Source organism: Inquilinus ginsengisoli, from assembly GCF_050434925.1.
In the GTDB taxonomy this organism is placed as follows: Bacteria; Pseudomonadota; Alphaproteobacteria; order DSM-16000; family Inquilinaceae; genus Inquilinus; species Inquilinus ginsengisoli_B.
Window position 1 is genome coordinate 3,094,519 of record NZ_JBNDJK010000001.1, and the last position, 18,442, is coordinate 3,112,960.

The window sequence follows — 18,442 nt, forward strand, 5'->3', positions numbered from 1 at the left end:
CATTATCCCTTGACTCATTGATCATCAAGGTATCAGGATCAAGCCATGACCGAAGCCCGCAAACTCGCCGCCGTCGCCCGTCCCGCGGTCGACTACACCAGCCGCTCTTACTGGGCCGGCACGATCAAGATGAGCCTGTCCAAGTTCTTCATCCTGCGCGTGCTGCACGATCGGCCGATGCACGGCTACGACATCGCCCGCGCCGTCGAGCTGACGACCAATGGCTGCTGCTCCCCCACCGAAGGCACGATCTATCCGGTGCTGCGCGAGTTCGAGGAAGGGGGCTACGTCACGGTCGAGAGCAGCGTCGTCTCCGGCCGCCCGCGCAAGACCTACACCCTGACCGGCAAGGGCCGCGAGGCCTTCAAGGTCGGCGTCGAGGCGTGGCTGGAGGTCACCCGGGCGCTGACCGAGACCGAGAGCGTGATCGCCCGCGAGGGCAACGGAGGCTGCTGCGGCTAGCCTCTCTTTTTTACCTCAATACATCGATCTTCGATGCCTAGATCATAGACAGTGAGGAGATGCTAGATGAACCGCCCGCTTGCCTCGTCCGACCGTGCACTGCTCGCGGCCACCTCGCCCTCGGAGCTGCCGGTCGCGATCATCGGTGCCGGCCCGGTCGGCCTGGCCGCCGCGATCCATCTGCTCGGCCATGGCATCGAGCCCGTGATCCTGGAGGCCGGTGACCGGGTCGGCGCCGCGGTGCGCGACTGGGGCCATGTGCCGATGTTCTCGCCCTGGGGCTACAGCACGGACAAGGCCACGGTCGCGCTGCTGCGGCGGCAGGGCTGGTCGCATCCGGACGAGGCCGGCTATCCGACCGGCCTCGACCTGGCCGAACGCTATCTCGACCCCCTGGCGGCGACGCCGGAGATCGCCGGCCGCCTGCGCCTCGGCACCCGCGTCACCGGTATTGCCCGCGCCGGCCATGGCAAGGTCCGGACCGTTGGGCGAGAGGAGCGGCCCTTCGAAATCCGATACATCGACGGCGCCGGGCGCGAAGGCCGGCTGTTCGCGCGGGCGGTGATCGACGCCTCCGGCACCTGGTCCTCGCCGAACCCGGCCGGGGCCGGCGGCCTGCCGGCGATCGGCGAGCGCGCTGCCGCCGCGCGCATCCGCTACGGCATGCCCGACGTGCTCGGCCGCGAGCGCGACCGCTATGCCGGCCGCCGGGTCGTGGTCGTCGGCAGCGGTCATTCCGCCACCGGCACGCTGCTCGACCTGGCCGAGCTGGCCAAGGAGGCGCCGGGCACCCGGATCGTCTGGGCCTTCCGCGGCACTGATCGGGAGAAGCTGTTCGGCGGCGGCGAGGCCGACCAGCTGCCGCGACGCGGCGCCCTCGGCCTACGGCTGCGGGCTCTGGCGGAGGCGGGCGCCTACGAGATCGTCACGCCCTTTGCGGTGGACGCGATCGAGACCATGTCCGATGGCGGGCTGCGTGTCATCGGCGACCGGGACGGCGCCATGCACGCCGTCGAAACCGACGAGGTGGTGGTGGCGACCGGCCTGCGCCCCGACCTGTCGATCCTCGGCGAGCTGCGGGTCGATCTCGATCCCGCGCTCGACTGCCCGCGGGCGTTGGCACCGCTGATCGATCCCAACGAGCACAGCTGCGGCACGGTCCGCCCGCATGGCGCGGCCGAGCTGGTGCAGCCGGAGCCGGGCCTGTTCATCATCGGCATGAAGGCCTATGGCCGCGCCCCGACCTTCCTGCTGGCCACCGGATACGAACAGGCCCGGTCGGTCGCGGCTTACCTCGCCGGCGACCTGGAGGCCGCGGCCCGCGTCGAGCTCGACCTGCCCGAGACCGGCGTCTGCAACGGCCCCGGCCGGCGGGATGCGGAGGCAGCGCCATGCTGCGGCCCGGCGGCATCGGCCGCTCCCGCCAAAGCATCGGCCTGCTGCTGAGCGACGGGAAAGACTTCATCATGGCTGAAGCGATCGGCGCGGCCGGCCCGGTCTCCGGGCGGCGGCTGCTCGGGGTCGTCGCCGGGCTCGGGCTGACCCAGATCATCGGCTACGGCACACTGTATTACAGCTTCAGCATCCTCGCCGCCGGGATGGCCGCCGATATCGGCTGGTCGCAGGATGCCGTCTACGGCGCCTTCTCGGCGGCGCTGCTGGCCGGGGCGCTGATCGGCCCGCGCTGCGGCCGCTGGGTCGACCGGCACGGCGCCGGCCGGGTCATGGCGCTGGGCTCGGTCGCCGCGGCTGCCGCGCTCGTCGCCTGCGCCGTCGCGCCCGGGCCGCTGGCTTTCGCCTTAGGGCTGGTCGCGATCCAGCTGGCGGCGTCCTTCGTCCTTTACGAGGTGGCCTTCCCGGCGCTGGTCCAGGTCGTCGGCTTCGGCGCCCAGCGCAGCATCACCCACCTGACCCTGATCGCCGGCTTCGCCTCGACCCTGTTCTGGCCGGCCACCGCGGCGCTGCAGGACCACCTCACCTGGCGCGAGGTCTATCTCGTCTTCGCCGCGCTGCACCTGCTGCTGTGCCTGCCGATCCATCTCTGGCTGCGAAGCCTGGTCCGGGCGGTCGGTCCGGCGGCGCCTTCGGCTGGTGTGGTCCCTGAGGACGCCCGAAACCGGCGCCAGGATCGCCGTGCCCTGCTGATATTGACCGCCACCGGCTTCTCGCTCGCCGGCTTCGTCTCCTCGGCCGTGCTGGTGCACATGGTTCCGCTGCTCGGGGCGATCGGTCTCGGCGCTGGCAGCCTGCTGGTCGGCAGCCTGTTCGGTCCGGCCCAGGTGCTGAGCCGGTTCCTGACCATGACCGCCGGCCGCCGCGCCAGCCCGGTCGGCCTCGCGATCATCGCCTCCAGCCTGCCGCCGCTGGCGCTCGGCCTGCTGCTGCTCGGCGCGCCTGAATTGGCCGCGGCGCTCGGTTTCGCGGTCCTGTTCGGCCTCGGATCCGGGCTGAACAGCATCGTCCGCGGCACGGTGCCGCTCACGTTGTTCGGGCGGGCGGGCTACGCCGAGCGGCTCGGCTGGATCTCCAGCGTCGTCCACATCGCCTCCGCCCTGGCGCCCTTCCTGTTCGCGGCCATGCTCGAGCGGCTGGGGGCCGCGTCGGCCCTCTGGCTGACGGCCGGCCTTGGCGTCCTTGCCGCACTCGTGTTCGTGGAGATCAGGCGGCGGAGCAGCCGCTTGCCTCCAACTACGACAGGTGATGCGGTGCAGACGGCCGGGTCGAACGGCGCGTCAAGGTTTCGGCGCGCCGCCCTTACGGCCTGCCTGCACCGCCGATGACGACAAGGGATGATGCGAGGATCCATGACGGGCCCCGCATCGAATTCGCCATCGGTCCTGTCCGGCGGACCCGTTAGACGGGTCCGGGAGGTCTGGTCCACGGGGGCGGAGTTGAACCACCACAGCGCGAGCGGGGCGTTTACAGCGCCTTGCCTTCACCGATAGGCGAGCCCGTGGGCCGAGGAAGGCTGGCGGAGAGCCGGGGAGTCGGGCCGGCGGCAACGCCCGTCCGGAACAAGGGACGAGCAGCGAACTCCCGCTGGGGCTGACTTTACCTGAAGCTTGGAAACCGACGCGCGACGCTCTGCCACCCTTCCGATCAGAAGGAGGGTTTTTCGCCTGGGTATCGCAGAGCGTGGGTCATGATGGGCGGGCGTATAGCACAGGATCCGTGCGGTGGGAATGGCCGGTCCGCTCGGATTGGGCTGAGCCGAACGCAAACGGCCCCGCCGAAGCGGGGCCGTTGCGGAATTCGGAGAGGGTCGGCGGTCAGACGAACTGGACCGTGACGATCTCGTAGCTCTTGGAGCCGCCGGGGGTGGTGACCTCGACCTGGTCGCCCTCGGCCTTGCCGATCAGCGAGCGCGCCAGCGGCGCGGTGATCGACAGGCGGCCTTCCTTGATGTCGGACTCGTCCTGGCCGACGATCTGGTAGGTGATCTCCTCGTCGGTGTCCTCGTCCGCCAGCGTCACGGTGGCGCCGAACTTGACGGTGTCGCCCGACAGCTTGGAGGTGTCGATGATCTCGGCCCGGCTGATCCGGTCCTCGAGTTCCATCACCCGGCCCTCGATGAAGCTCTGGCGCTCGCGCGCCGCGTGGTATTCCGCGTTTTCGGACAGGTCACCATGCTCGCGTGCCTCTGCGATCGCCTTGATCACCTCGGGTCGCGCCACGCTCTTCAGATGCTTCAACTCTTCCTGCAGGCGGTTGTATCCCCCCGCGGTCATCGGCACCTTTTCCATCGCGCTCCAGTCCCAAAAAGCCAAAAAGCGTTGCACCCGGCGTCCAGGACGCCGGCCTCCAGACCTGCTCGTATCCCTGCCCCCGGTGCTACCGCGCCGAACCTAGGTAGGATTGCAGCGGGGCGACTTCAAGCGCCCCGGCCTTAAGCGCGGCGATCGCCTCCACAGTCGCACGCGCCCCGGCCACGGTCGTCGAGTAGGGAATGTTATTGACCAGCGCGGCGCGGCGCAAGCCGAAGCTGTCGCGCACCGTCTGGGCGCCGTCGGTGGTGTTGAACACCAGCTGGACCTCGCCGTTCAGGATGGCGTCGACGATGTGCGGCTGGCCTTCCATCACCTTGTTGATGCGCCGGACCTTCAGCCCGCCGTCCTCCAGCGCCTTGGCGGTGCCGCTCGAGGCCAGGATCTCGAAGCCCAGCTCGGCGATGCGGCGGGCGACTTCCAGGATCGCCGGCTTGTCGCGGTCCTTGACCGAGACGAAGACGGTGCCGGACAGCGGCACCTTCTGGTTGGCGCCCAGCTGGCTTTTGGCGAAGGCGCGGCCGAAGTCTCGGTCCAGGCCCATCACCTCGCCGGTCGACTTCATCTCCGGCCCCAGGATGACGTCGACGCCGGGGAAGCGGTTGAACGGGAACACCGCCTCCTTCACCGCCGTGTAGGGCGGGTTCGGGCCGTGCAGGGTGAAGTCGGCCAGCTTCTCGCCGGCCATCACCCGGGCCGCGATCTTGGCGATGGGCGTACCGGTCGCCTTGGCCACGAAGGGCACGGTGCGGCTGGCGCGCGGATTGACCTCGATGACGTAGACCTCGTTGTCCTTGACCGCGAACTGGGCGTTCATCAGGCCGATGACGCCGAGGCCGTCGGCCAGCATTCGGGTCTGGCGCTCGATCTCCTGGACCACAGTGGCGGACAAGGAGTAGGGCGGCAGGGCGCAGGCGCTGTCGCCGGAATGGATCCCGGCTTCCTCGATATGCTCCATGATGCCGGCGACATAGACCTGCTCGCTGTCGCGCACTGCGTCGACATCGACCTCGATCGCGTCCTGGAGGTAGCGGTCGATCAGCACCGGGTTTCGGCCGGAGACCTTCACGGCCGTGGTGATGTAGCGGCGGAAGCCCTGCAGGTCGTGCACGATCTCCATGCCGCGGCCGCCCAGCACGTAGGAGGGGCGCATCAGGCAGGGAAAGCCGACCTCCTGCACGATCGCCTCCGCCTCCTCGACCGAATGGGCGATGCCGCTCTTCGGCTGGCACAGGCCCAGCTTGTCCAAGAGGTCGCGGAAGCGCTCGCGGTCTTCGGCCAGGTCGATCGCGTCCTTCGGCGTGCCCAGGATCGGGATGCCGGCCGCCTCCAGGTCATGCGCCAGCTTCAGGGGCGTCTGGCCGCCGAACTGGACGATCACGCCCTTGACCGTGCCGCGCTCCTGCTCGACCCGGATCAGCTCGATCACGTCCTCGGCGGTCAGCGGCTCAAAATAGAGCCGGTCCGAGGTGTCGTAGTCGGTCGACACCGTCTCCGGATTGCAGTTGACCATGATGGTCTCGTAGCCGGCCTCCTTCAGCGCATAGGCGGCGTGGACGCAGCAATAGTCGAACTCGATGCCCTGGCCGATCCGGTTCGGGCCGCCGCCGAGGATGATGATCTTCTCGCGGTCGGTCGGGTCGGATTCGCACTCGCCCTCGTCGAAGCCGGCCTCGTGGGTCGAGTACATGTAGGGCGTGGCCGAGGCGAACTCGCCGGCACAGGTGTCGATCCGCTTGTAGACCGGGGTTACGCCGAGGCCGCGGCGGGCCGAGGTGGCCTCGGCCTCGGACACGTCGGCCAGCTTCGCCAGCCGGGCGTCGGAGAAGCCCATCCGCTTCAGCCGGGCGAAGCCCTGGGCGTCCTCGGGCAGGCCGTAGCGCCGCACCTCCTCCTCGGCGGCGACGATCTTTTCGATCTCGCGCAGGAACCAGGGGTCGAACTTGCAGGCGGCACGGATCTCCTCGACCCCGAGGCCGAGGCGCATCGCCTGGGCGATCACCAGCAGCCGGTCATGGGTCGGGCGGGCCAAAGCGGCGCGGATCACCTGCGGGTCCGGCGCGTCCATGGCGACGCCCGGGATCTCGACCTCGTCCAGCCCGGTCAGCCCGGTCTCCATCGACCGCAGCGCCTTCTGCAGCGCCTCGGCGAAGTTGCGGCCGATCGACATCGCCTCGCCGACCGACTTCATGCTGGTGGTCAAGGTCGGCTCGGCACCCGGGAACTTCTCGAAGGTGAAGCGCGGCATCTTGACGACGACATAGTCGATCGTCGGCTCGAAGCTGGCCGGGGTGACCTGGGTGATGTCGTTGGTCAGCTCGTCGAGGGTGTAGCCTACTGCCAGCTTGGCCGCGACCTTGGCGATCGGGAAGCCGGTCGCCTTCGACGCCAGGGCGGAGGACCGGCTGACCCGCGGGTTCATCTCGATCACGACCATGCGGCCGGTCTCGGGGTCGACCGCGAACTGGACATTCGACCCGCCGGTGTCGACGCCGATCGCGCGCAGCACCGCGATCGAGGCGTCGCGCATCCGCTGGTATTCCTTGTCGGTCAGCGTCAGGGCCGGGGCCACGGTGACGCTGTCGCCGGTGTGGATGCCCATCGGATCGATGTTCTCGATCGAGCAGATGATGATGCAGTTGTCCGCGCGGTCGCGGACCACCTCCATCTCGTACTCCTTCCAGCCGAGGACGGATTCCTCGATCAGCACCTCGCGGGTCGGGCTGGCGGCCAGGCCGGAGCGCACGATCTCCTCGAACTCGACCCGGTTGTATGCGATGCCGCCGCCGGTGCCGCCCAGGGTGAAGGACGGGCGGATGATCGCCGGCAGGCCGACGGCCGGCAGCGCGTCGATCGCCTCGGACAGGCTGTGCACCACCGCGCTCTTCGGCGATTCCAGGCCGATCTCGTCCATGGTCTCGCGGAACTTGGCGCGATCCTCGGCCTTCTCGATGCTGTCCCGCTTGGCCCCGATCAGCTCGATCCCCAGCCGCTCCAGCGTGCCGTTCTCGGCCAGTGCCATGGCGGTGTTCAGCGCCGTCTGCCCGCCCATGGTCGGCAGCAGCGCATCCGGTCGCTCGGCCTCGAGGATACGGGTGACGAATTCCGGCGTGATCGGCTCGATATAGGTCGCGTCCGCCAGCTCCGGATCGGTCATGATCGTCGCCGGGTTGGAGTTGATCAGGATGACGCGGTAGCCCTCCTGCTTCAGCGCCTTGCAGGCCTGGGCGCCGGAATAGTCGAACTCGCAGGCCTGGCCGATGACGATCGGTCCGGCGCCGATGATGCAGATCGAGCGGATGTCGGTGCGCTTGGGCATGGGGGCGGCCTGCTGGGTACGGGGGGCACGCTCCCGAAGGAGCGCGCTCTTATAAGGAAGTAACGCGCGCGGGGAAAGCCCCGGGGCGACCGCATGGCGCAGGGCAGGGACGACCTGTCGTCATCCGGGCCCCAGAGTGCGGTCGCCTCAGATCGAAGCGTTTCGCTTCGATCTGAGGCGTGAATCGCACTCTGACTCTAAAGTGCAGAGCCGGATTCAGATTTGAAATGGGTTCGTCACGCGAACCCATTTCAAATCATCCGGCTCTGGCGAAACCGGCCCCGGCGCCCCATTTGCACCGCATCATCGGGCGGGAGGGCGGCATGGCGAAACCGGCGCAGGCGACGCCCCTTGGCATCCAGGGCGCCGTGGAGCGGGAGGAGCGGGACGGCCTCTCCTACGTCTTCTATGGCCGGGCCCTGGTGCTGGGGCTGCTGGCCCTCTACGTCGTCCTGTCGATCCCGGTCGAGCGGTCATTGGCCTATCTCGGCGTGATGGCGGTCTTCCTCGTGCTTGGCCTGATCCCGTATCTGCTGCAGCGCCGCGGCAGCATCGGCGTCTGGGGCGTCGGTGCCTTCCTGGTTCTGGACGCGGTGGTGCTGACCTTCGTCATGGTCGCGCCGAACCCGCTGTTCAGCTCCGACCTGCCGGTCCAGTTCACCCAGCGGATCCCCAACTTCCTGTTCCTGCTGCTGTTCCTGTGCGGCGTGGCGCTCAGCTACTCGCCCAAGCTGGTGCTGCTGGTCGGCGGGGCGCTGACCGTGTCCTGGTCGCTCGGCTTCGCCTGGCTGGCGACGCGGCCGGACAGCATCGTCACCAGCGCCAACGACGTGGTCGACGGTCCGAACCCCGACGCCGCGCGCATCGCGATGTCGCTCGACCCGCATGCCGTCAGCAGCACGCTGTGGATGATCCAGACCGTCGTCCTGGTGCTGATGACGGTGGTGCTGGCGCTGGCGGTGTGGCGCTCGCGGCGGTTGGTCGGGCGGGCGGCGCGGATGGAGGCGGCCAAGGCGGCGCTGTCGCGCTATTTCTCGCCCAACCTGGTCAGCCGGCTCGCCGCCTCGGCCACGCCGCTCGGCGAGATCCAGCGCCAGCCGGCGGTGATCCTGTTCGTCGACATCGTCGGCTTCTCCGGCCAGGCCGAGGGGCTGGCGCCGGAGCGGGTGGTGGCGCTGCTGCGCAGCTTCCACCGCCGCATGGCACAGCAGGTCTTCGCCCATGAGGGCACGATCGACAAATATATCGGCGACTGCGTGATGGCGACCTTCGGCACGCCGCAGCCCGGCCCGCGCGACGCCAGCAACGCGCTCAGCTGCGCCCGGGCGATGTGCAGCGAGGTCGAGCGCTGGAACGCCAAGCGTCGGACGCGCGGGGCGGTGCCGGTCGAGGTCGGCATCGGCCTGCATTACGGCCTGGTGGTGATGGGCAATATCGGCGACGAGCGGCGCCTCGAATTCGGCGTCGTCGGCGACACCGTCAACGTCGCCAGCCGGCTGGAGCGGCTGAGCCGCCGCCTCGCCGCCCGGGTGGTGGCCAGCGACGCGGCCGTGGTCCAGGCCGGCCGCGAGGGCTGCCCGCAGGAGGTGCTGGGCGCCTTCGGCCCCGCCGGCGAGGCGGAGATCCGCGGCCGGCAGGGGGCGCTGACGATCTGGACCCTGGCCGCCGCCGGTGCGATGCCCCAGGATCGCATGGCGATCGCTGAATAGGAGGCATGGAATGACCGGCACTGACGGGCTGCGCCGCCGATCGGCGGGTGAGACCACGGTGGCGCTGCCATCCGGCGCCGCCATGCCGATCCTGGGACAGGGCACCTGGGGCATGGGCGAGGACCGGCGCGAGGCCGACGAGGAGGTGGCGGCGCTGGCCGCCGGGCTCGACCTCGGCCTGACCCTGATCGACACCGCCGAGATGTATGGCGAGGGCGGGGCCGAGGAGGTGGTGGGCCAAGCCATCCGCGGCCGCCGCGACGGCGTGTTCCTGGTCAGCAAGGTGTATCCGCACAATGCCGGCCGGAGGGGCGCGATCGAGGCCTGCGAGCGCAGCTTGCGCCGGCTCGGCACCGACCGCGTCGACCTGTACCTGCTGCATTGGCAGGGCGGGACGCCTTATGCCGAGACCATCGAGGCGTTCGAGCGCCTGCGGCAGGACGGCAAGGTGGTCGATTGGGGCGTCAGCAATTTCGACCTCGATGACATGGAGGCTTGGGTCGCCGAGAAGAGCGGCGGCCGCACGGCGACGAACCAGGTCTGCTACAGCCTGTCGGCCCGCGGCATCGAATGGGACCTGCTGCTCTGGTGCCAGGACCGTGGCCTGCCGGTGATGGCCTATTCGCCGCTCGGCCAGGGCCGGCTGCTCGGCAACCCGGGCCTTGGCGGCGTCGCCCGCCGGCACGGCGTGGCGCCGGCCACGGTGGCGCTGGCCTGGCTGCTGACCCGGCAGGGCGTGGTCGCCATCCCGAAATCGAGCCGGATCGAGCGACTGCGCGACCATCGCAAGGCGCTCGACCTCTTTCTTGACGAGGCCGATCTGGCGGCGCTGGATCAGGCCTTCCCGCCGCCGCGGCGGAAGCTGCCGCTCGCCATCCTCTGACCGCCGACCCGGATTTGGTCCGGGACCAATGGCCATCACCGTCGGCCGTGTATTGATAATTGAGTTTTTGTAAGGTTCTGCAATCAATTTGGAATTCAGATTGTGTCCTCTTTGTGATCTCTTCGTGTTCTAAAAGGAATTTGGCGGCATTCTCGCTTGGTTTGTAACCGTATGCTTGCCGCTGTAGCTTCTATCGACGACGGAATCTTCACGATAGGGCGTGGAATGGGGGAGCCGGTTGTTTCCCAGGGAACAGCGCCGGTTGATGGAAGAGGGATCCCCCCTATGTTGTCTGGTATGAAGCGTCTTCTCGTGGCCGCCTCGGCGGCTCTGCTCCTCGCCGGCGCCTCCGGCGCCGCCATCGCCCAGGACCGGGCGCCCGCGCCCGTGGCCGCGCCGGCGGTGTGGAACGGCCAGGGCGACGCGAACCTCGCCACCAAGGTGGACTGGCGTGACAACCGCAGCTGGCGCGACCGCCGTGACTGGCGGCACGACCGCCGCGATTGGAGCCATGATCGTCGGGACTGGCGCCACGATCGCCGGGACTGGCGCCGCGACAGCTGGCGTCGTGACCACCGATACGGGCATCGCGACGGCTGGTACCGCCCCTATCGGTACGGCTGGCGCTACTGACCGCGCGACGATCTGAAGACGGACGATCTGAAGACGATGGAGGCCGGCACCCGCAGGTGCCGGCCTCTTCACATTCTAGAACCGGACCGGATCGGGCAGAGGCGGCTCGGCCGGGCCGTCGGGCGGCACCTCCGGCGGCGGCTGGCCCGGCCCGTCCGGCGGTGTGTCCGGCCGCGGATTGGGCATCGGTGGGCGGGTCGGATCGTCGGGGGGCGGCTTCGGATCGCTCATCATCGTGGCCTCGCATCTCCGGAGAGGGCTCTCCCTGATCAATCGCCCGCCGTCCTCCCCGGTTCCGGAGGGAACCGTCGGGCTGCCCTACTCATTGCTGGAATGAGACCACCACTGTGGGAGAGCGACATGCAGACCCAGACAGCCCGTGATCTCAGCGCGCGCGAGACCGAGCGGCTGATCGCCAGCGACAAGGTCGAGAGCACCCCGGTGCGGCGGCCGAACGGCGACCGGATCGGCACCATCCAGCGGGTGATGATCGACAAGCGCACCGGCCGCGTCGGCTATGCCGTCATGACCTTCGGCGGCTTCCTCGGCATGGGCGAGGACTACTACGCCCTGCCATGGTCGATGCTGACCTACAACGAGGCGCTCGACGCCTATGAACTGGACATCACCGAGGATCAGTTGCGCGGCGCCCCCGCGCATGATCGGGGTGACCGCTTCGACTGGGACGACCGGGATTGGGCGCGGCAGGTGCACGACTACTACCGCGTGCCGCCCTACTGGATGTAGCGACGGATCAGGCTGGGAAGACTTGGGCGGCCCCTCGGCCGCCCCTTCTTTGTCCGGTCAGAAGACCCACCAGAGCAGCACGGCGCCGAGGATGATGACCGCGAGCGCCATGGAGGCGTGGAGCACCCAGCGCATATGGCCGCTGGTCTCGCCCTGGCGGGCCTCGGTCTTGTTGAGCGTGGGCGCGGGGCCCTGGTCCTCCGGCATGTCGCCTCCTCGCTGCGATGACCTGATGAAAAGGCAACGGCAGGGAGGAGAGGCGGGTTCCCCGGGTCAGGCCTCGGGCGGGTCAACCGGATCGGGGTTGGTCAGTGCCGTCAGCACGTGGTCGCGCCAGGCGCCGCCAATGAACAGATAGTCCTTGGCGTAGCCTTCGCGGACGAAGCCCAGGCGCTGCAGCAGCGCGGCGCTGCGGTCGTTCTCCGGCAGGTGGTTGGCCATCAGCCGGTGCAGGCTCAAGGGGCCGAAGGCGAAGGGGATCGCCATCTCCAGCGCCTCGCGCATCAGCCCCTGGCCCTGCTGCGCCGCGCCGAGGTGATAGCCCAGCGTCGCCGCCTGGAAGGCGCCGCGCGCCAGCATGTTCAAATTCAGCTGCCCGACGATGCCGTCTTCCGGCCGGTCGATCCGGCGCAGCACCAGCCGCACCGCCCGGTCGTCGAGGAACAGGTCGGCCGCCTCGGCGCCCCAGCGGCGCCAATGGATCTCGGTGCGCCAGGCGGCGCTGCGCGGCGGCAGCCAGGGGCCGAGATAATCCCATTCCCGGTCGTGGAAGGCGGCCAGCGCCGCGCCGTCGGCCGGCCCGGCCAGGGTCAGGAAGACCCTGGGGCCGAGCAGGCGCGGCGGCGTGCGCTGCGGCATCAGCGCTTGTGCGCGTCGATCAGCTCGACGAAGCGCTGGAACAGGTAGTGGCTGTCCTGCGGCCCCGGGCTGGCCTCGGGGTGGTACTGCACCGAGAACACCGGCCTGTCCTTCAGCCGCAGCCCTTCGTTCGAGCCGTCGAACAGGCTGACATGGGTGACCTCGACCGTGTCCGGCAGGCTTTCGGCCAGCACCTGGAAGCCGTGGTTCTGGCTGGTGATCTCGACCTTGCCGGTGGTCAGGTCCTTGACCGGGTGGTTGGCGCCGCGGTGGCCGCGCGCCATCTTGCCGGTGCTCGCGCCCAGCGCCAGGGCCAGCATCTGGTGGCCGAGGCAGATGCCGAACATCGGCAGCCCGGTGTCGAGCAGCGCCTTGATCGTCGGCACGGCGTAGGCGCCGGTCGCCGCCGGGTCGCCCGGGCCGTTGGCCAGGAACACCCCGTCCGGATTGTGGCTCAGCACGTCCTCGGCGGTCGCCGTCGCCGGCACCACGGTGACCTCGCAGCCGGTCGAGGCCAGGCAGCGCAGGATGTTGCGCTTGGCGCCGAAATCGATCGCCACGACCTTGCGCTTCGGATTCTGCAGCGTGCCGTAGCCGGTGCCGAGCGCCCAGCGCGTCTGATCCCAGCGATAGGTCTGGGTGCAGGACACCTCCTTGGCCAGGTCCATGCCCTCGAGGCCGGGCCAGGCCTCGGCCTCGGCCAGCGCCGCGGCGATGTCGAATTCGCCGTCGGGGGCGTGGATCACCACCCCGGTCGGGGCGCCGGCGTCGCGGATGCGGCGGGTCAGGGCGCGGGTGTCGACCCCGGCAATGCCGATCAGGCCGAAGGATTGCAGCCAGTCGTCGAAGTCGCGGGTGGCGCGCCAGTTCGACGGCTCGGTGATGTCGTCGCGCAGCACCAGGCCGCGCGCCGCCGTGGTCCCGGTCTCGATATCCTCGGGGTTGGCGCCGACATTGCCGATATGCGGGAAGGTGAAGGTGACGATCTGCCCGGCATAGGACGGATCGGTCATGATCTCCTGGTAACCGGTCATCGAGGTGTTGAAGCAGACCTCGCCGATCGCCCGGCCGGTCGCGCCGATGCCTCGGCCCCAAAGCACCGTGCCGTCGGCGAGCACGAGCGCCGCAGTGGCGCCGGGGGGCGGAGCGGTGTGGGACATGGCAACCTCGGGGTCTGAATTTCCAGGCATAAAGCACGGGTGGGTGCAAGATTCCAGCCCCTCTTGCCCGCGCTGGCGGAATGGCCGCCCCCATCTCTTGCCTATCTCGGCCGAATGGCCGACATTCGCGCCGCTTTTGCCTGGAGGATCGATCATGCTGCGCACCCAGTTCACCGACACGCTCAAAGAGGCGATGAAGGCTCGGGACGAGCGCACGCTCTCGACCGTGCGGATGATCATCGCCGCGCTCAAGACCAAGGACATCGACGCCCGCGCCAAGGGCAACACCGACGGCATCCCGGACGACGAGATCCTGTCGCTGCTGCAGACCATGGTGAAGCAGCGGCGCGAGAGCATCGCCCTCTACCAGCAGGGCAACCGGCAGGACCTGGTCGACAAGGAGCAGGCGGAGATCGGGGTGATCGAGCGCTGGCTGCCGCAGGCGATGGACGAGGCCGAGACGGCGGCAGCGATCGGCACGGTGATCCAGGACCTCGGCGCCGCCGGCATGAAGGACATGGGCAAGGTGATGGCCGAGCTGAAGTCGCGCTATGCCGGCCGCATGGACTTCTCCAAGGTCTCGGCCGCGGTCAAGGCGCAGCTGGGCTGAGGGACGGATGGCGTCGGCGCCCCGGGATGTTCATACTAGGAAACATGAAGACCCCCGTGTCGCCCTCGCCAGATGACCCGCAAACTGCGGCCAAGCGCGCCGCGATCCGGGAAGGGATCGCGTCGATCGAGGCGGGCCGATGGGTGCCTCACGAGGAGGTCCGACGTTGGCTGCCTTCGTGGGGAACCGGCAAGCGGCTGCCCAAGCCTGAGTGCAATCGGTCGGATCTCGATAACCGCTGACCTGTGAGGCGGGAATCGCGTTACGCTGACGCGCCCTCGCCGGATAGAACCCCTGCATGTCCCTTCCCCCCGGCTTCCTCGAAGAGCTGCGCACCCGCCTCCAGGTGTCCGACGTGGTCGGCAAGCGGGTCCCGCTGCAGCGCAGCACCAAGGGCGAGTTCAAGGCCTGCTGCCCGTTCCACAAGGAGAAGACGCCGAGCTTCACGGTCAACGACCAGAAGGGCTTCTTCTATTGCTTCGGCTGCGGCGCCACCGGCGACGTCATCAGCTTCGTCATGCAGCACGACCGCCTGTCCTTCATGGAGGCGATCGAGATGCTGGCCTCCCAGGCCGGGCTGGAGGTGCCGAAGGCCGAGCCGGAGGACCGGGCCCGGTTCGAACGGCAGAAGACGCTGTACGATGTGGTCGAATCCGCCTGCGCCTTCTTTGAGGCCGACCTGCGCGGTCCTGGCGGCCGGGCGGCGCGTGACTACCTCAAGGGCCGCGGTCTGGACGGCGACACCATCTCGCGCTTCCGCCTCGGCTTCGCCCCCACTGACGGCGGCAAGCTGATCAAGCATCTGCGCGGCCAGGGCTTCCAGGATGCGATGATCGAGGAGGTCGGGCTGGCCCGGCGGCCCGATGACGGGCGCGACCTCTATTCCTTCTTCCGCAACCGGGTGATCTTCCCGGTCGCCGACCGGCGCGGCCGCACCGTCGCCTTCGGTGGCCGGATCATGGAAGGCGACGGGCCGAAATACATCAACAGCCCGGACAACCCTCTGTTCCACAAGGGAAACCTTCTCTACGGCATGTCCCGGGCCCGGCAGGCGGCGTCGCAGGGCCAGACCGTGATCGTGGCCGAAGGCTATATGGACGTGATCGCCCTGGTCCGGGCCGGCTTCGAGGCGGCGGTGGCGCCGCTCGGCACCGCCCTGACCGAGGAGCAGATCGTCGAGCTGTGGAAGATGGCGCCGGTGCCGGTGCTGTGCTTCGACGGCGACGAAGCCGGGCGCCGCGCCGCCTGGCGGGCGATGGACCGGATCGTGCCGCAGCTGAAGCCGGACCATTCCGCCCGCATCGCCTTCCTGCCGCAGGGCGAGGACCCGGACAGCCTGATCCGCGGCTCCGGCGGCGGCGCCGCCATGCAGGCGGTGCTGGAGAGCGCGCTGCCGCTGGTCCGGGTGCTGTTCGACCGCCAGACCACGATGCACCGGCTTGACACGCCGGAAGGAAGGGCGGGCCTGCGCGCAGGGGTCGAGGCCCAGGCCCGGCGGATCGCCGACCCGGCGGTGCAGGGCCAGTATCTGGCCGAGCTGCGGGCGCGGTTCGAGGAGGCCTATCCCTGGCGGCCGAAGCGGCAGGAGTGGCGGCCGGGCGGCAAACCGCCGGCGCCGGCCGGCCCCAAGCCGTCTCCCATCAGGGATGAGCTGGATGATCGGCTTGCCGTTTGTATCCTTCTCCTAATTCTGACGGAGCATCCGGGTCTGATCGAAGAAGTTGGCGAGAACTTTGCCAGGCTTGAGATCAATGATCTCGCCCTCGATTCGCTACGTCGGAAGCTATTGATGCGACTCGGTGATTCGCACCTCGGCGACTCGGACGGGGTTGATTCGGGGTCGACTCGGTCCTACCTGATTGTTCCCGAAGCCGATGGGCTGCCGCCGGCGCTCGTGAACCGCATCCGCAGGAAATGGCCCTTCACTCTTCCGCAGGCTTCTCTCGAGCAGGCGCGTGCTGGTTGGGACGTTGTCATGGGGCACATTGAACTGCGTGCGCTGGAGCGCGAACTCGTTGAAGCGAGGCGCCTTCTTGCGGGTGACGGCACCACTGAGGCGCACCAGCGGTGGCGTGTGATGTGGTCGGAGGTTGAGCGCCGACAGGCTTCGTTGGACAGGGTACAGAACGGCAGGTAGGCCGGGACAATAGCGCCGCGGCGCGATGGGACATGACCGCTATCCGAGTCGTGGCCCTTCCTTGCGCGCGGAAGCTTAGGTATGAGAGCCAGCTTCGGGCCCCTCTTGACAATGGGGCCTGACGGCGGCGGGCGAAGGGGCACGGGTGCAGATGGCAACCAAGACAGCTGCGGCAGCGGATTCGGCCGAGACGCGCGAGGATGGCGCGGACGGCGCCTCGATGGACGTGACCGTCCAGGCGGTGAAGAAGCTGATCGCCAAGGGCAAGGAGCGCGGCTACGTCACGATCGACGAGCTGAACGCCGCCTTGCCGCCGGACCTGACCTCGTCCGAGCAGATCGAGGACGTGACCTCGAACCTGTCCGAGATGGGCATCAACGTCGTCGAGAACGAGGAGTCCGAGGACACCGCGGCCGCCACCGGCGGCGATGCCGATGGCGAGGGCCGCAATGCCGGCAACCTCGACGACGACGATGTCGGCCGCACCGACGACCCCGTGCGCATGTATCTGCGCGAGATGGGCTCGGTCGAGCTGCTGTCGCGCGAGGGCGAGATCGCCATCGCCAAGCGCATCGAGGCCGGCCGGGAGATGATGATCGGCGGTATCTGCGAGAGCCCGCTGACCATCCGCGCGATGATCGAGTGGCATTCCTCCCTGAAGGACGGGAAGATGCTGCTGCGCGACGTGATCGACCTCGACGCCACCTATGGCGCCAGCCCGGAGGGCGAGGCGCTGGCCATGAGCGCGAGCGAGGCTGACGCCGAGGAAGAGGCCGAGCCGGAAGCCGAGGGCGAGGCCGCCGCCGGCGGGGCTGGCGATGCAGGCGAGGACGACGACGGCGGCATCTCCCTCTCCGCCATGGAGGAGGCGCTGAAGCCGCAGGTGCTCGAGACCTTCGAGGCGATCGAGCAGACCTACCAGAAGATGCACAAGCTGCAGGAGCAGCGCCTGACCCATATCCAGAAGGGTGAGGCGATCTCCAAGCAGGCCGATGCCAAGTACGACAAGCTGAAGGAGGACATGGTCCGCCTGATGGACGGCGTGCACCTCAACAATGTCCGGATCGAGCAGCTGGTCGAACAGCTCTACGCCCAGAACCGCAAGCTGATGGGGCTGGAAGGCCAGCTCATGCGCCTGGTCGTCGAGGGCGGGGTCAGCCGCGAATCCTTCCTGCAGAACTATTTCGGCCACGAGCTCGAACCGAGCTGGATCGAGCGGGTGCGTGGCCTCGACAAGAAGTGGGCCAAATTCGCCGAGAAGAACGGCACCGCGGCCCAGCGGGTGCGTGGCCAGATCAGCCAGATCTCGGACGAGGTCGGCCTGCCGATCTCGGAGTACCGCCGCATCGTCTCGACCGTGCAGAAGGGCGAGAAGGAGGCCGGGCGTGCCAAGAAGGAGATGGTCGAGGCCAATCTCCGGCTGGTGATCTCGATCGCCAAGAAGTACACCAACCGCGGGCTGCAGTTCCTGGACCTGATCCAGGAGGGCAACATCGGGCTGATGAAGGCGGTCGACAAGTTCGAGTACCGCCGCGGCTACAAGTTCTCGACCTATGCCACCTGGTGGATCCGGCAGGCGATCACCCGCTCGATCGCCGACCAGGCGCGGACCATCCGCATCCCGGTCCACATGATCGAGACGATCAACAAGCTGGTCCGCACCAGCCGGCAGATGCTGCACGAGATCGGCCGCGAGCCGACCCCGGAAGAACTGGCCGAGCGCCTGCTGATGCCGCTCGAGAAGGTGCGCAAGGTCCTCAAGATCGCCAAGGAGCCGATCAGCCTCGAGACGCCGATCGGCGACGAGGAGGACAGCCATCTCGGCGACTTCATCGAGGACAAGAACGCGGTCCAGCCGCTCGACGCCGCGATCCAGGCCAATCTGCGCGAGACCACCACGCGCGTCCTGGCCTCGCTGACGCCGCGCGAGGAGCGGGTGCTGCGCATGCGCTTCGGCATCGGCATGAACACCGACCACACGCTGGAGGAGGTCGGCCAGCAGTTCTCGGTGACGCGCGAGCGCATCCGCCAGATCGAGGCGAAGGCGCTGCGCAAGCTGAAGCACCCGAGCCGCAGCCGCAAGCTGCGCAGCTTCCTCGATACCTGAGCAGACGTTGGATTTTGGCTACGGACGGGCAGCCTTTGGGCTGCCCGTTTCGT

Annotated in this window: 17 protein-coding genes and 1 tRNA gene; 11 read left to right on the forward strand and 7 right to left on the reverse strand. The window is 68.7% G+C overall.

Going from position 1 to position 18,442, the window contains the following annotated elements:
• The first annotated feature begins 45 nt into the window (after positions 1 to 45).
• The 3 genes from QFZ27_RS14665 (at position 46) to arsK (ending at position 3,242) form a co-directional block, all read left to right on the forward strand.
• Positions 46 to 462: a PadR family transcriptional regulator gene (locus QFZ27_RS14665; protein WP_429227132.1), complete on the forward strand. Its 417-nt coding sequence runs from the start codon at positions 46 to 48 to the stop codon at positions 460 to 462.
• A gap of 66 nt (positions 463 to 528) precedes the next feature.
• Complete coding sequence (locus QFZ27_RS14670; RefSeq protein WP_429227133.1) at positions 529 to 1,908, forward strand: NAD(P)-binding domain-containing protein; 1,380 nt, start codon at positions 529 to 531, stop codon at positions 1,906 to 1,908.
• Positions 1,854 to 3,242 carry an arsenite efflux MFS transporter ArsK gene (arsK, locus tag QFZ27_RS14675; protein ID WP_429227134.1) on the forward strand — a complete coding sequence of 463 codons (1,389 nt, stop codon included), beginning with the start codon at positions 1,854 to 1,856 and terminating at the stop codon, positions 3,240 to 3,242. Before QFZ27_RS14670 ends, arsK begins: the two co-directional genes overlap by 55 nt.
• A gap of 93 nt (positions 3,243 to 3,335) precedes the next feature.
• On the opposite strand, the gene QFZ27_RS14680 is transcribed toward arsK, so the two are convergent.
• The 3 genes from QFZ27_RS14680 to carB form a co-directional block, all read right to left on the reverse strand.
• Positions 3,336 to 3,419 (reverse strand) — tRNA-Tyr (locus QFZ27_RS14680).
• A gap of 312 nt (positions 3,420 to 3,731) precedes the next feature.
• A complete protein-coding gene (gene greA, locus QFZ27_RS14685) occupies positions 3,732 to 4,205 on the reverse strand; it encodes a transcription elongation factor GreA (RefSeq protein WP_342238834.1) in 474 nt (157 codons plus the stop codon).
• Between the two features lie 88 nt (positions 4,206 to 4,293).
• Entirely contained in the window at positions 4,294 to 7,545 is a 3,252-nt protein-coding gene (gene carB / locus QFZ27_RS14690; RefSeq protein WP_429227135.1) for a carbamoyl-phosphate synthase large subunit, read from the reverse strand.
• Between the two features lie 323 nt (positions 7,546 to 7,868).
• Between carB and QFZ27_RS14695 the strand changes: the two genes are divergently transcribed.
• From QFZ27_RS14695 to QFZ27_RS14705, 3 genes are all read left to right on the forward strand, one after another.
• Positions 7,869 to 9,254 carry an adenylate/guanylate cyclase domain-containing protein gene (locus QFZ27_RS14695; RefSeq protein WP_429227136.1) on the forward strand — a complete coding sequence of 462 codons (1,386 nt, stop codon included), beginning with the start codon at positions 7,869 to 7,871 and terminating at the stop codon, positions 9,252 to 9,254.
• Positions 9,255 to 9,264: 10 nt separating this feature from the next.
• Positions 9,265 to 10,137, forward strand: a complete 873-nt coding sequence (locus tag QFZ27_RS14700; protein ID WP_429227137.1) for an aldo/keto reductase — start codon at positions 9,265 to 9,267, stop codon at positions 10,135 to 10,137.
• A gap of 297 nt (positions 10,138 to 10,434) precedes the next feature.
• Positions 10,435 to 10,770: a hypothetical protein gene (locus QFZ27_RS14705; RefSeq protein WP_429227138.1), complete on the forward strand. Its 336-nt coding sequence runs from the start codon at positions 10,435 to 10,437 to the stop codon at positions 10,768 to 10,770.
• Positions 10,771 to 10,845: 75 nt separating this feature from the next.
• Here QFZ27_RS14705 and QFZ27_RS14710 read toward each other — a convergent pair whose 3' ends face one another.
• Positions 10,846 to 11,004 (reverse strand): hypothetical protein, encoded by a 159-nt coding sequence (locus QFZ27_RS14710; protein WP_429227139.1) that lies wholly within the window; start codon positions 11,002 to 11,004, stop codon positions 10,846 to 10,848.
• A 126-nt stretch (positions 11,005 to 11,130) separates the two neighbouring features.
• Here QFZ27_RS14710 and QFZ27_RS14715 point away from each other — a divergent pair, with 126 nt between their 5' ends.
• Positions 11,131 to 11,517 (forward strand): PRC-barrel domain-containing protein, encoded by a 387-nt coding sequence (locus QFZ27_RS14715; protein WP_429227140.1) that lies wholly within the window; start codon positions 11,131 to 11,133, stop codon positions 11,515 to 11,517.
• 57 nt (positions 11,518 to 11,574) lie between these two features.
• On the opposite strand, the gene QFZ27_RS14720 is transcribed toward QFZ27_RS14715, so the two are convergent.
• The 3 genes from QFZ27_RS14720 to carA form a co-directional block, all read right to left on the reverse strand.
• Positions 11,575 to 11,724, reverse strand: a complete 150-nt coding sequence (locus QFZ27_RS14720) for a hypothetical protein (protein ID WP_429227141.1) — start codon at positions 11,722 to 11,724, stop codon at positions 11,575 to 11,577.
• Between the two features lie 66 nt (positions 11,725 to 11,790).
• Entirely contained in the window at positions 11,791 to 12,375 is a 585-nt protein-coding gene (locus QFZ27_RS14725) for a GNAT family N-acetyltransferase (RefSeq protein WP_429227142.1), read from the reverse strand.
• A complete protein-coding gene (gene carA / locus QFZ27_RS14730; protein WP_429227143.1) occupies positions 12,375 to 13,535 on the reverse strand; it encodes a glutamine-hydrolyzing carbamoyl-phosphate synthase small subunit in 1,161 nt (386 codons plus the stop codon). The genes QFZ27_RS14725 and carA overlap by 1 nt, the downstream gene beginning before the upstream one ends.
• A gap of 154 nt (positions 13,536 to 13,689) precedes the next feature.
• Between carA and QFZ27_RS14735 the strand changes: the two genes are divergently transcribed.
• From QFZ27_RS14735 to rpoD, 4 genes are all read left to right on the forward strand, one after another.
• The gene (locus QFZ27_RS14735) at positions 13,690 to 14,145 is read left to right on the forward strand and encodes a GatB/YqeY domain-containing protein (protein WP_429227144.1); all 456 of its coding nucleotides are present in this window, start codon (positions 13,690 to 13,692) and stop codon (positions 14,143 to 14,145) included.
• A 44-nt stretch (positions 14,146 to 14,189) separates the two neighbouring features.
• Positions 14,190 to 14,387 (forward strand): hypothetical protein, encoded by a 198-nt coding sequence (locus QFZ27_RS39500; RefSeq protein WP_488168127.1) that lies wholly within the window; start codon positions 14,190 to 14,192, stop codon positions 14,385 to 14,387.
• Positions 14,388 to 14,443: 56 nt separating this feature from the next.
• On the forward strand, positions 14,444 to 16,282 hold the full coding sequence (gene dnaG, locus QFZ27_RS14740) for a DNA primase (protein WP_429227145.1): 1,839 nt from the start codon (positions 14,444 to 14,446) through the stop codon (positions 16,280 to 16,282).
• Between the two features lie 151 nt (positions 16,283 to 16,433).
• Positions 16,434 to 18,389, forward strand: a complete 1,956-nt coding sequence (rpoD, locus tag QFZ27_RS14745) for an RNA polymerase sigma factor RpoD (protein WP_429227146.1) — start codon at positions 16,434 to 16,436, stop codon at positions 18,387 to 18,389.
• Positions 18,390 to 18,442: the final 53 nt, after the last annotated feature.